We start from the raw sequence: 13449 nt of genomic DNA, 5'->3' as shown, positions 1-13449 counted from the left end.
TCCTTTTATAATAATTTTTTAATCAATATTACAATATAATATTAGAAATCTTGAATCTTCTAAATAAGATAATTTATCTTAAAAAAAGATTAAATTTATACTTTTTTGTATAAAAATTATAAAATTTGGAGTGAAAATGGTAGAACATCACGATTTATTACGATCATTTAAAGATAACTGTGGATTTGGTCTTGTAGCAAATATTAAAAACAAGCCGTCTCGCAAAGTATTAAATGATGCAATCACAGCACTAGAACGTATGATGCACCGTGGTGCAGTTGCTGCTGATGGAAAAACTGGGGATGGTAGTGGACTTTTACTATCTATGCCTGAAGAGTTTATTAGAAAAGAAGCAGAAAATAATGGTGTAGAGTTACCAAAACAGTTTGCAGTAGCAGCAGTATTTACAAAAAATTTAGAACATTTAGATGCTATTGAAGAAACTTGTGCTAACAATGATTTAAAAGTAGTACTTCGTCGTGAAGTTCCGGTTGACACAAAAGCACTTGGTGAACAAGCACTAGAATCTTTACCACACATTGTACAACTATTTATTGTACCGAATTCTATTATGGCTACAAATAGATTTGATGCACTTTTATACCTTTCTCGTAAAGAAGTTGAACATAAATTAATTGATGACAGAAACTTCTATATAGCATCTATGAGTTCAAAAGTTTTATCATATAAAGGTCTTGTTATGCCTACGCATATTAAAGAGTTTTATAAAGATTTAACGGATGAAGCATTCAAAATTTCATTTTCACTTTTTCACCAAAGATTCTCTACAAATACACTTCCAGAATGGCGTTTGGCACAACCATTCCGTGCAGTAGCTCACAATGGTGAGATTAACTCTGTAGAAGGTAACCGTGTTAATGTTGAGATCAAATCTGAGTCTATTACATCGGAAGTATTTAGTGATGAAGAGATCCAAAGACTTTTACCGATTTTACAAAAAGGTGCATCGGACTCTGCTAGTGCAGATAACTTCCTGGAATTCTTACTTGTAAACGGTATGGATTTCTTTAAAGCTGTACGTGCGGTTATCCCTTCAGCTTGGCAAAACGCTCCACATATGGATCCTGAACTTCGTGCATTCTATGAGTATCACTCTACAGTATTTGAAGCATGGGATGGTCCTGCAGCATTCTCTGTAACTGACGGTAGATATATTGGATGTGCACTTGATAGAAACGGTTTACGTCCTTCAAAATATATCGTAACAAAAGATGATAACCTTCTAATTGCTTCAGAGTATGGTGTAATTGATATTGCAGAGGAAGAGATCAAAGAGCGTGGACGTCTTCAATCTGGTCAAATGATCGGTCTTGATCTTCAATCTGGAAAACTTCTAAAAAGCGATGATATTGACAACTATCTAAAATCATCAAACCCTTATATGAAGTGGTTAAACGAGCATATGATCTATCTTCAAGAGCATGTTGAAGAACAATATGCAGAGGTACAGTCAATTACAGGTGATGAGCTTATCAGAAGACAAAAATTCTTTAACATCACTCAAGAAGTTGTAGAGCAAGTGATTGAGCCTATGATGGTTGAAGGTAAAGAAGCTGTAGGTTCAATGGGTGATGATACTCCGCTTGCAGCATTTTCTGATAAACAAAGAAACTTTACGGACTTTTTTAAACAAAAATTTGCACAGGTTACAAACCCGCCAATCGATCCAATTCGTGAAAAAGTTGTAATGAGTTTAAATACAGGATTTGGTGAAATCCATAATATCCTAAATGAGATTCCTTCTCATGCACACAGATTAAAATCTATTTCACCGATTATTACGGCAGAAAAGTTAAATGTATTAAAATCATTCGGTGACGAGAAATCTCCAAGTTACCAAAGTTTTTACAAAAACAAAACATTCTCGACAGCGTATCAAGGCGGATTAAAAGAGGCTTTAGATACTTTAGTTAATACTATTATCGATTCTGTAAAAAATGATGGTGCTAGAATTGTTATTTTAGACGATGCAGATTTTAATGAGCAAAACAAAGTGATTCCTATGGCTATGGCTGTTGGACGTGTAAATTTTGCACTTTTAAAAGCAAAAATTCGTCACTTGGTTTCAATCGTAGCGGTAACTGGTGAGGTGACAGACTCTCACTGTGCGGCGGTATTATTAGGTTACGGTGCAAGTGCAGTTTACCCTAATTTACTCTTTACTACAGTTATAGACCAATTAACGCGTAATAAAAACAGCAATATCGATCAAGCAGATGCATTAAAAGCAGTGCATTCTGCACTAAACGGCGGACTATTAAAAATTATGTCAAAAATGGGTATTGCTACGATTGCATCGTACAGAAACTCAGGTCTATTTGATGTAATGGGTCTTTCTCGTGAGATCGTACAAGAGTGTTTTGAGACTTCTAATGTTGCTGTTCCTGGTTTAACATATGAAGATATTGATGCAAGAATTGAAAAATTCCATAAATCAGCATTCAAACAAGATGGGTTTAAAAAGATCTTCCCGTTAAACATCGGTGGTTTCTATAAATTCTATACTGAACAAGAACATCATGATTTCGGTCCGTCTGTTATTCATGCTATTCATGCAGCTGTTAATAGCGGAAAAACTGAAGATTTTGAAAAACTAAAAGCTATCGTAAACAAACGTGGGCTGAAGTTTATTCGTGATTTCTTCGATATTAAATCAGATAAACCTGCAATCGATATCTCTGAAGTTGAGCCAAAAGAAGAAATTTTCAAACGTTTCGTTTCTGCTGCAATGAGTTTAGGTTCTATCTCTCCAGAAGCACATGAAACATTAGCGATTGCTATGAATACAATCGGCGGTCAATCGAACTCGGGTGAGGGTGGAGAAGACAAAGCTAGATATGGAACAAACAGAGTTTCTAAGATCAAACAAGTTGCATCTGGACGTTTCGGTGTTACTCCTGAGTACTTAAGAAGTGCAGAAGAGATTCAAATTAAAGTTGCTCAAGGTGCAAAACCGGGTGAGGGTGGACAATTACCAGGTCACAAAGTTACTGGTCTGATTGCAAAACTTCGTCATACAGTTCCTGGTGTTACACTGATTTCGCCACCGCCGCACCACGATATCTATTCGATCGAAGATTTGGCACAACTTATTTTTGATTTAAAACAAGCAAATCCAAAAGCTAGAATTGCGGTGAAACTTGTTTCAACTATCGGTGTTGGTACTATTGCAGCGGGTGTTGCTAAAGCGTATGCAGATAAAATCATCATCTCTGGTGGAGACGGTGGTACTGGTGCTGCTCCACTTACATCTATTAAGTTTGCAGGTAACCCATGGGAGCTTGGTCTTTCAGAAGCACATAATGCACTAAAAGCAAATAATTTACGTGGTTTAGTGTCATTACAAACTGATGGTGGTTTAAAAACTGGTTTAGATGTTGTAAAAGCTGCATTACTTGGTGCTGAATCATATGCATTCGGTACTGGTGTTCTTGCGATCATTGGTTGTAAAATGCTAAGAATCTGTCACGTAAATAAATGTTCAGTAGGTATCGCAACTCAAAACGAAAAACTTCGTCAAGAGTTCTTTAAAGGTAAAGTTGAGCAAGTAATTAATTACTTCACTTTACTTGCTGAAGATGTACGTGCAATCATGGCTGAACTAGGCTTTAAAACAATGGAAGAGATGATCGGACGTGTAGATCTACTTAAAGTAAAAGAGGATGATTTTGCACAAAAATTCGATTTCTCTGCTGTGTTACACCAAGAAGATGGTGTAAATACTTGTCAACAACCGTTTAATCCTCCGTTTGACGACAACGGTTTTGAAAAAGAGATCTTAAAACAAGCTAGAGAAGCGATTAAATATCCTGAACATCCAGTAAAAATTGATTCTGAGATTACAAACCTAAACAGAAGTTTCGGTACTTTAATCTCTGGTGAAATTGCAGAATATTACGGAGATGAAGGACTTAAACCTGATACTATCAAGTTAAACCTAACAGGTGTAGCGGGTCAAGCACTTGGAGCATTCCTAAATAATGGTATCTCTATCTACTTACAAGGTGTAGCAAACGATTATATCGGTAAAGGTATGCACGGCGGTAAAATCATCATCACTTCTAAAAATGAGGGTGAGGCGTTCAGTGCAGGTGGTAATACTTGTCTTTACGGTGCTACAGGTGGTAAGCTTTATATTTCAGGAAGTGTAGGTGAGCGTTTTGCAGTTAGAAACTCTGGAGCACTTGCAATTGTTGAAGGTACTGGAGACAATGCTTGTGAATATATGACTGGTGGTGTTGTAACTATCCTTGGTAAAACTGGAATCAACTTTGGTGCCGGTATGACGGGTGGTGTTGCATTTGTTTACGATGAAGAGCATCAATTTATTGAAAACGTAAACCATGAGTTAGTTGAAGCAGTAAGAATTGATACTGACGAGGGTGACGAAGCGAGACATTACCTAAAACGTTTACTAAAAGATTATATTGTTGAGACAGGTAGTGAAAAAGGGAAAGCAATTCTAGATAATTTTAGAACAGAAGTAAGAAACTTCTGGTTAGTAAAACCTAAAAACTTAACAAAATTACCTCTTAACTTAGAGAATGGAGATTAATTATGAGAGAATTTTTAACAGTAGAAAGAATCGATCCTACAAAAAGATTAGTAGTTGAGAGAACAAAAGATTTTAAAGAGATTTATGAAGTTTTCACTACAAACGATGCATCTTCACAAAGTGACAGATGTATTCAATGTGGGGATCCTTATTGTTTAAATAAGTGTCCACTTCACAACTACATTCCACAATGGTTAAAAGCTGTAAGTGAAAAAGATCTTGAATTTGCATTTAAACTCTCTAATGAACCATCTCCATTCCCAGAAGTTATGGGAAGAGTTTGTCCTCATGACAGACTGTGTGAAGGTGATTGTACGTTAAATGACGGACACGGTGCTATTACTATCGGTTCTGTTGAAACGTACATTAATGAAGAGGGCTTTAAAGCTGGACTAAAACCAGATTTTCCTGGAATTACGACAGATAAAAAAGTAGCAGTAATCGGAAGTGGCCCTGCAGGACTTTCAGCTGCAACATATCTGCTTCGTTCAGGTATTGCAGTGACTATGTATGAAAGAGCAGATCGTGCAGGTGGGCTTTTAACATATGGTATCCCTAACTTTAAACTTGACAAAAAAATTGTTGATCGTCGTGTAAAATTACTTCAAGAAGCTGGTCTTGAACTTGTTCTAAACTGTGAAGTTGGTAAAGATATTACTTTTGAAGATATTGCTAATAAACATGATGCAATGTTTATCGGTATCGGTGCGACAAAAGGGAAAAATGCGGGTATTTCAGGTGAGAAAGCACCAAATGTATATGCTGCTATGGAGTATTTAACAAATATTCAAAAGAAAAACTTTAAAACAGATTATGATAAAAGATTTGACTTTAAAGACCTAAATGTTGTGGTAATCGGTGGTGGTGACACTGCTATGGACTGTTTACGTACTGCTAAACGTGAAGGTGCAAGATCTGTAACGTGTCTTTACCGTAGAGATGAACACAATATGCCAGGTTCTAAAAAAGAGTATAAAAATGCTATGGAAGAGGGTGTTGACTTTACTTTCCAAGTATCACCGAAAGAGATTATCGTAAATGAAAACGGTCAAGCTGTTGCGGTAGAAGTTGTAAAGACATCTCTTGGTGCAAAAGATGAGTCTGGCCGTCAAAGAATGGAAGAGGTAAAAGGCAGCGAGTACCGTGTAAATGCTGACGTTATCATTATGTCTTTAGGATTTGATCCTGTAGTTCCTTCATTCTTGGCTGAAAACGGGATTGAAACAAATTCGTGGGGTGGAATCATTATTAACGATGAAACTCATGAAACAACTACTTCGGGCGTATATGCCGGAGGAGACTGTTTCCGTGGAGCAGATCTTGTTGTAACTGCTGCATATGACGGTCGCGAAGCTGCTCGTAGTATCGTAGATTCACTTCTTAACTAATTATATCTCCATCTTCGGAGATATAATATTTTAAACTATCCTTTTAAAAATTTCAATTTTTCAATATAAATTTGCTATAATTCTCCACTAATATAATTGAAGGATATTTTTTTGAATTTACTAAACCTTTTTACAAGATCATCACAAACAAAAGAACCTGAAAAAGTTGAAGCGTCTGCTCAATGGATTAAATGTAAATCTTGTCACTCTTTAATGTACTACAAAGAGGTTGAAAATCAAAACTATGTATGTCCTAAATGTGGATTTCACATCCGTATCGGTGTGAAAGAGCGTATAGCACTATTGGCTGATGAGGGAAGCTTTATAGAACACGATGCTTCATTAGAGCCTGTTGATCCACTTAAATTTGTTGACTCGAAACCATACACAAAACGTGTTGAAGAGGGTTTTGCTAAAACTGGTAGAAAATCTTCAGTTGTAAGCGGTAGCTGTATGATGAACGGTGTTGGTGTAGAACTTGTGATTTTTGACTTCTCATTTATGGGTGGTTCTCTTGGATCTGTAGAGGGTGAAAAAATTGTACGTGCTGTAAATCGTGCAATTGCAAACAAACATGGTCTTATTATCTTCTCTGCTTCAGGTGGAGCGAGAATGCAAGAGAGTACATTCTCACTTTTACAAATGTCTAAAACTTCTGCGGCATTAGCAAAACTTGGTCAGCATAATCTTCCTTATATCTCTGTTTTAACAGATCCTACAATGGGTGGTGTTTCTGCTTCGTTTGCAACATTAGGTGATATTATTATTGCTGAACCGGGTGCACTCATCGGTTTTGCAGGTCAAAGGGTAATTGAGCAAACTATTGGTTCAGAACTCCCGGATGGTTTCCAAAGAGCTGAGTTCTTACTTGAAAAAGGTTCAATCGATATGATCGTAAATAGAAACGAGCTTAAAAAGACACTTTCAGACCTTTTAACACTTCTAAAAAAAGATTAAAATGCGTTTATATGCACTTTGTGATCAGGAGATGCTTGATGGTAGAGGCATCTCTATCGAAGAGTATATTGATATTGCAAAGGCTAATAATGCTGAGATTATTCAGTATAGAAATAAAACTGCAGATGTTTCAGTCATAAAACAACAGCTTATTAAAATTAGAAAGCTTTATGAAGGTTTTTTAATTGTAAACGACGCCTATGAACTTATAGAATTTTGCGATGGTGTACATGTAGGACAGGAAGATCTTGATGCTATAGATGCAGATCCGAAAAAAGCGGTCAAAATTCTTCGCAACGTTATTGGAAACGATAAGATCTTAGGGATCTCTACACATAACAAAGAAGAGGTTTTAGAGGCTAATGAAATGGATCTGAACTATATCGGTTTAGGTGCATACAGAGATACGGCTACAAAGAAAGATATTTGTGCCGTATTAGGTGATGACTTAGATCGTATAGCACAACATTCAAAACATTATGTAGCCGCAATTGGCGGAGTAAAACAATCAGATCGCTTTGAAAATGTGACTTATCATGTGATCGGAAGCGGTTTAATATCATGAATATAGAGATAGTATCAATAGCAAAAAAAGAAAAATCAATCTATGATCCTTTATATAAAGACCTAACAAAGATGATTTCTCGCTTTGCAAATGTGAGTGATACTGAAATTTTTACTAAAGATGTAACAAAAGCACACACTATCTCACCAGATGCCGCACAAAAGGCATATACGAAGGTTTTAGAGCCTTATACGGGTAAAAGTTTTAGTATAACTTTACATCCTGATGGAAAATTAATCGACAGTTTTGATTTTAGTAAGCTTTTAAATGATAAAATGTCGATTAAATTTTTCATTGGAGGAGCCTATGGCTTCGAAGATGAGTTTTTGAAAAAAAGTGATGCCGTTATTAGTCTCGGTAAAATCACTATGAGTCATAAGATAGCAAAGGCAGTTTTGCTTGAGCAGATTTATAGAGGATTTTCGATTCTAAATAATCATCCATATCATAAGTAAAAGGGAAACAAGTCAGTGCAAGCGAGTGAATTAGAGTTCTTTAAAGAGATATTACAAAGCCGCAAAGAACAGATTGAAAAAAACATCAATGGAGTGAATAGCGAACTTGATGAATTAAACTCTTTAGAATTAAATGATGAAGGAGACCATGCTTCTGCAAATAATAATTCAATGATTGAAAGTGCAATTGTACAACAGCAAAACAAAGAATTATCAGAGATCGAAGTTGCTTTAAGAAAAATTGTTAAAGGCGAATACGGTATCTGTGAGATGTGTGAAGATGATATAGGCTTTCAAAGACTAAAAGTTAAACCTCATGCAATTTATTGTATAGATTGTAGAGAGATAGTAGAAAAGTCTAAAAAATAAAGGATTTACAAATGATGTACTTAAAAAGATATACAATAGCTTCTTTAATATGGATAGCATTGGTCGGTTGGTTTGTGTATGCATACGTATCACAAGAAAGTTATGTAGTAAACTTCTTCGGAACTACATTACCGGCTATATCGATTGCGTTATTAGTTATTGTACCTGTCTTTGTATTGTATGTCGCAAGTGCAGCTCATATGTGGTTTCATTCACTGCTGCACACTTTTAAAGATCGTAAGTATCAAAAAGACTATGAAAAGATCATTGACGCAGTTGTAGATGCTTACCTAGGTAAAGCAAATAGACATTACGAGTTTAGAACACCAAGATATAAACTTCTTGGAATGTTACTGGAAAATACAGCAATAGAGCCTTTAAAAGATATTGCTGGAAACACGAATAATGAAAAAATCGATACTATTCTAGAGCTTTTAAATAAAATTAAAAGCGGAGAAGTTGTTGATCTTAAACCGTACAAGCTAAGCGTTGATAATGAACTGGTTATAGCAAATAAAAGAAATAAATATAAACACGGATTTTTAACTGCCGAAGTTATTCTAAGTAATTCGGCTAAATATGCAGATGTTCTTTGTAAAGAAGTATATGTAGATTTTGTACAAACAGCTCCATTAGATGCAATTGAAAAATACAAAAACTATATGACTTTGGAAGCACTTAATATTATTTTTTCTCGTATTAATGCAGATGAACACAGACTTGAAGTTCCAAATGATCATTTAATTGAACTGATGAATATGTTAGAGTTTGACAAAAAAAGCTTTATAACTATTTCAATGACTCTTTCAAAAAGCGGTATGATTCCTGAACAAAGAATGAAACTGTTTGAAACATTAAGTGAATCAAATGAAGCTGCAATGGATGCATATTTATATACTTTATACGATTTAGAGATGCTTACTCCAGCAAATGAAATTTTAGATATCGCTTCAAAAGCGGACTATCAAAACTTCAGAGCATACCGTGCACTTAAAGAAGCAGGTAAAAATTTCCCAATAGATATGTTTATATAAATGGCACAACCTCTTTCTTTTGAAAAACCTATCTACGTACTAGCACCTTTAGCTGGCTTTACAGACCTCCCTTTTAGAAGCGTGGTGAAAAAATTTGGGGCAGATCTTACTGTAAGTGAGATGCTAAGCTCTAACGCTTTAGCACACGGTTCAAAAAAAACACTACATATGTTAGAAAAATCTCCACTCGAAGATCCATATTCTGTACAGATAGCAGGTGCAGATGTAGATATTGTACGTAAGGCGGTAGAGATATTAAACGAACAAGAGGGGATCGATATTATTGACCTTAACTGTGGATGTCCCGTACCCAAAGTAGTAGGGCATGGAAGCGGTAGTTCACTTCTGCTAAATCTGCCTCTAATGGGTGATATTATTAAAACTATCAAAGATACTTCAAATAAGTCAATGACATCTGTAAAGATTCGTCTAGGATTTGAAGAGAAAAATCATGTTGATATTGCAAAAATTGTTGAAGACAGCGGTGCTGATTTTTTAGCAGTTCACGGGCGTACACGTGCGGGAAAATTTAAAGCTCCGGTTGATTATGATGCTATTGCAGAGATTAAACAAGCTGTAAATATTCCTGTAATTGCAAATGGTGATATCGACTCTTTCGAAAAAGCACAGTGGGTACTAGAGCATACTGGTGCTGACGGAGTTATGATCGGACGTGGTGCCGTTGGTGCTCCATGGATTTTTCACCAGTTAAAAACAGGTAACGAGCATATAGAGTTAAGTCTTAAACATGAGATCATTATGGAACATTATGACAAGATGATTGAGTTCTACGGTGCTCATGGTGTAGCGATGTTTAGAAAACATACACATACATATTCAAAAGGCTATAGAGGTGCGTCAGCTTTAAGAAACCAAGTCAATACTATTGTTGACATTCAAGAGTTCAGAGATGTAATCGATGAGTTTTTCAAAAACTCTGAAATGGTGTCTTAATGCTTGAGATTAGCGATTCGATCAAAAACTTAGACAAAGAAGATATCGCTGATAACTTACTCCACTACGACTACAATACAAAGCATTTGCTTTCACTAATAAAGAACGGGGTTGACAAAGATGATCCCTCTTATTTAAGCTCATACCGTTCTTTTGAAGGGGAAGTATTTGAAAACTTTATTTATGAAAAGCTACTGCGTTATGCCGAAGAGAATGATTACATTACACAATTTGTATTAAAAGGCTTTCACCAAAATAAGCAAAAAGCACATGCAAATACACTTTCAATCAGTGAAAAAGAGCAAATTGTATATCGTACAAAATCACGCGAGATTAGTGAATTTGATGCTATGTTTATTACAAAAAACAATGAGCTCTATTTTGTTGAGATGACGCTTGTTAAAAATGTTTTAAAACTGCGGAAACGTTTACGTAAGAAAAAAGCACTCTTAGAGATTATTTTTCCCCATTATGAGATTAAAGCACTTATTATTTTAAATCACGGTGCAATAGGTTATAAACAATTCCCGTCTTACTGTAAGGTATGGTTTACTAAAGAATTTTCAGCCGAAGAAGTTCTGGACTACATTACCGATCTAAAAAAGCAGAAGCTGCAGCCAAAAGATAAAATCCGTTCTCCTAAAATGATCGAAGCTCATACCTTAAAACTTCATCCTTTTAGATACTACAATACTATGAGTTGGATTACAAAAACTCTTCGTTCCCACAAAAAGCATATTCTAGATATGGGCTTTTTATATAATCCAAAAATTCAACGCTACCATGATCTTTATAATAAATTTTATATAGGTTTTATATCTGCAAAATCGGCAGAGAAAATTATAGGAATAAATTCTTCGGATTATAGAGAAGATCAGCGTGTAGTTGTTGCGATTGAGAAAAAACACTCAGACGAAATTGTACTTACTTACTACCTTCAAACTGCACGTAAAACACTTTATCTGTATAGTTATAATGATGAAGGTAAAATAGTTAAAGAGAAAAAAGATCCATATGGGATAACAGTTACAGAAGTCTTCCATATTAATAAAATGATGGATGACAGTTATAAATTCAGTATTGCAAACGTTAATGTAATCAAAAAACTTCTTCTAGAGAGGTTTCAAAGAAAAAGATAATTTTTGTTTGTTTTTTCAACAATGAAAAGGATAATATGTATTCGTAATACATTATACTTATAGATATGAAAAAATTAATTTTTACAGATTTAGACGGTACATTTTTAAACCATGACGATTATTCCTTTGCTTCAGCATTAGAAGCACTCCACTATATTAAAGAAAATCATATTCCTCTTATCTTTACGACAAGTAAGACTAAAGCCGAAGTTATACGTTTACAACAAAAAGTCGGTATAATAGAACCATTTATAACAGAAAATGGTGCCGCTTTGTTTATTCCAAAAGGGTATCAAAACCTTGAATTAGAAGATCTAAATGAGTACGAGGGTTATAAAGTAGTCATGTTTGGAGAAGCATACTCTAAAGTTTTGGAGTTTTACAATCAGCACAAACAAGAGTTTAGTATGAAAGGATTTAGCGATATGAGTATTGATGAAATCATGCAGTTAACAGGTTTTGATCATACCAACGCTTCATTAGCAAAGCAAAGAGACTTTACTGAACCTTTTATATTAGAAAATACTACTTTATTACTTGAACTAGAAGAGTTTGCAGAAACTCAGGGGTTTAAGATTTTACAGGGTGGAAGATTTTTTCATCTAGTCGCAAAAACACAAGATAAAGGTGTTGCGGTAAAAAAGGCAACAGAACTTTTTGAACAATTATTTCATGATGATGTTGTGACTTTTGGTTTTGGAGACAGTAAAAACGATATAGCAATGTTTGAAAATGTCGATAAAGCGATGATTATCCAAAATCATTACGGAGGTTATGTCTCTACAAATTTACCAAACATTAACAGGTCCTGCTACCAAGGGAGTAGGGGATTTAACGAGATGGTGCTGCGATATGTCCGCTAAGATACTGCTCCAAAAAATCTTTTATAAAGCATTAGAGGGTGTCAAAGCTGATAAAATAGTAAAAAGAAACCTCTCAATTGACAAAGAATACCTCAAAATCTCCAATCAAAAAATCAAATTAAACTCTTTTAACAAGCTTTATATTTTCGGTGTCGGCAAAGCAGCTTATTTTATGGCTAAAGAAGCCGAAAAAATACTTTCTAACCGTGTATCCGGAGGATTGATTGTTTCTTTGGAAAAACAAAACCTATCCTACGTAAAAACATGTCGCTCAACTCATCCTCAAATGTCTGAAAAAAGTGTTGATTGTGCTAATAAGTTAATAAAAGAGATTCAAAAACTGCAAAAAGATGACTTGTTTATTTTCTTTTTAAGCGGTGGTGCTTCAGCTATGATAGAAAAACCTGTAGATGAAATAAGTTTTGAAGAGTTTCAAAAGATCTCTAATGCTTTATTAGTCTCGGGAATCGATATTAAAGCACTCAACAAAATAAGAAAGTCGATCTCAGCTATTAAAGGCGGTAAGTTAGCTAAGTTTTTCAAGGCAAAAGGGTATGTACAGGTTCTTAGTGACGTTATAGGAGATGATCTCAATACAATAGGTTCTGCACCGTTATATCCAGATTTTCCTCATTATATTATAGGAAATAATACTATTGCTCTGGAGCGGGCAAAAAAATATGTGAAGTCCCATGTACAAAAAACAAAGATAGTCACTACAACACTTTCTACAAACTCTAAAGCAGCAGCAAAAATGATTGCTAAAGAGATTGAAACGTATAACAAAGAATATGATTCATTTTGTTTATTATTTGGCGGAGAAACTACGGTTGAAGTGCAAGGCAACGGTTTAGGCGGTAGAAACAGTGAATTGGCTCTGAGATTATTAAATAGCAGCTGCATTACAAAAGATATTTTTATTCTTTGTGCAGGCAGTGATGGAAAAGACGGTAACTCTGAGGGAGATGGTGCATTTATTGATTATGATATTTACAAAAAAATCAAAAAACAAAAACTGAATCCAAAAGAGTACTTACAGCGTAATGACAGTTTTTCATTTTTTCATCAATTGGGATATTCATTTGTAACAGGATTAACAGGAACGAATGTAATGGACTTTGTCATTATTTTAAAACAAAAATTTTAGAG

11 protein-coding genes are annotated in these 13449 nt (G+C 34.9%); all 11 read left to right on the top strand.

Annotated elements, in window-relative coordinates; genetic code table 11:
• Window positions 1-136 precede the first annotated feature (136 nt).
• The 11 genes from gltB (at window position 137) to P6N22_RS03030 (ending at window position 13447) form a co-directional block, all read left to right on the top strand.
• Window positions 137-4576: a glutamate synthase large subunit gene (gene gltB / locus P6N22_RS03080; RefSeq protein ID WP_280330063.1), complete on the top strand. Its 4440-nt coding sequence runs from the start codon at window positions 137-139 to the stop codon at window positions 4574-4576.
• Window positions 4577-4578: 2 nt separating this feature from the next.
• Window positions 4579-5964 carry a glutamate synthase subunit beta gene (locus P6N22_RS03075; protein WP_280330061.1) on the top strand — a complete coding sequence of 462 codons (1386 nt, stop codon included), beginning with the start codon at window positions 4579-4581 and terminating at the stop codon, window positions 5962-5964.
• A 111-nt stretch (window positions 5965-6075) separates the two neighbouring features.
• The gene (gene accD, locus P6N22_RS03070; RefSeq protein ID WP_280330059.1) at window positions 6076-6921 is read left to right on the top strand and encodes an acetyl-CoA carboxylase, carboxyltransferase subunit beta; all 846 of its coding nucleotides are present in this window, start codon (window positions 6076-6078) and stop codon (window positions 6919-6921) included.
• 1 nt (window position 6922) lies between these two features.
• Window positions 6923-7486, top strand: a complete 564-nt coding sequence (locus tag P6N22_RS03065; RefSeq protein WP_280330057.1) for a thiamine phosphate synthase — start codon at window positions 6923-6925, stop codon at window positions 7484-7486.
• Window positions 7483-7941 (top strand): 23S rRNA (pseudouridine(1915)-N(3))-methyltransferase RlmH, encoded by a 459-nt coding sequence (locus P6N22_RS03060; RefSeq protein WP_280330056.1) that lies wholly within the window; start codon window positions 7483-7485, stop codon window positions 7939-7941. Before P6N22_RS03065 ends, P6N22_RS03060 begins: the two co-directional genes overlap by 4 nt.
• Before the next feature lie 15 nt (window positions 7942-7956).
• A complete protein-coding gene (dksA, locus tag P6N22_RS03055; RefSeq protein ID WP_280330053.1) occupies window positions 7957-8310 on the top strand; it encodes an RNA polymerase-binding protein DksA in 354 nt (117 codons plus the stop codon).
• An 11-nt stretch (window positions 8311-8321) separates the two neighbouring features.
• The gene (locus tag P6N22_RS03050; RefSeq protein ID WP_280330051.1) at window positions 8322-9344 is read left to right on the top strand and encodes a hypothetical protein; all 1023 of its coding nucleotides are present in this window, start codon (window positions 8322-8324) and stop codon (window positions 9342-9344) included.
• A complete protein-coding gene (dusB, locus tag P6N22_RS03045) occupies window positions 9345-10298 on the top strand; it encodes a tRNA dihydrouridine synthase DusB (RefSeq protein ID WP_280330049.1) in 954 nt (317 codons plus the stop codon).
• Window positions 10298-11437, top strand: a complete 1140-nt coding sequence (locus tag P6N22_RS03040; protein ID WP_280330047.1) for a hypothetical protein — start codon at window positions 10298-10300, stop codon at window positions 11435-11437. Before dusB ends, P6N22_RS03040 begins: the two co-directional genes overlap by 1 nt.
• A gap of 65 nt (window positions 11438-11502) precedes the next feature.
• A complete protein-coding gene (locus tag P6N22_RS03035) occupies window positions 11503-12300 on the top strand; it encodes an HAD-IIB family hydrolase (RefSeq protein ID WP_280330045.1) in 798 nt (265 codons plus the stop codon).
• On the top strand, window positions 12290-13447 hold the full coding sequence (locus P6N22_RS03030) for a DUF4147 domain-containing protein (RefSeq protein ID WP_280330043.1): 1158 nt from the start codon (window positions 12290-12292) through the stop codon (window positions 13445-13447). The genes P6N22_RS03035 and P6N22_RS03030 overlap by 11 nt, the downstream gene beginning before the upstream one ends.
• Window positions 13448-13449: the final 2 nt, after the last annotated feature.

Source organism: Sulfurimonas sp. C5, from assembly GCF_029872055.1.
GTDB lineage: Bacteria > Campylobacterota > Campylobacteria > Campylobacterales > Sulfurimonadaceae > Sulfurimonas.
This window is presented reverse-complemented; position numbering and strand designations above follow the sequence as displayed.

Bases quoted from the DNA above. Each gene is read 5' to 3' on its own strand.
- gltB (WP_280330063.1), top strand. From the start codon at position 137: ATGGTAGAACATCACGATTTATTACGATCATTTAAAGATAACTGTGGA.
- P6N22_RS03075 (WP_280330061.1), top strand. From the start codon at position 4,579: ATGAGAGAATTTTTAACAGTAGAAAGAATCGATCCTACAAAAAGATTA.
- P6N22_RS03065 (WP_280330057.1), top strand. From the start codon at position 6,923: ATGCGTTTATATGCACTTTGTGATCAGGAGATGCTTGATGGTAGAGGC.
- P6N22_RS03060 (WP_280330056.1), top strand. From the start codon at position 7,483: ATGAATATAGAGATAGTATCAATAGCAAAAAAAGAAAAATCAATCTAT.
- P6N22_RS03050 (WP_280330051.1), top strand. From the start codon at position 8,322: ATGATGTACTTAAAAAGATATACAATAGCTTCTTTAATATGGATAGCA.
- dusB (WP_280330049.1), top strand. From the start codon at position 9,345: ATGGCACAACCTCTTTCTTTTGAAAAACCTATCTACGTACTAGCACCT.
- P6N22_RS03040 (WP_280330047.1), top strand. From the start codon at position 10,298: ATGCTTGAGATTAGCGATTCGATCAAAAACTTAGACAAAGAAGATATC.
- P6N22_RS03035 (WP_280330045.1), top strand. From the start codon at position 11,503: ATGAAAAAATTAATTTTTACAGATTTAGACGGTACATTTTTAAACCAT.
- P6N22_RS03030 (WP_280330043.1), top strand. From the start codon at position 12,290: ATGTCCGCTAAGATACTGCTCCAAAAAATCTTTTATAAAGCATTAGAG.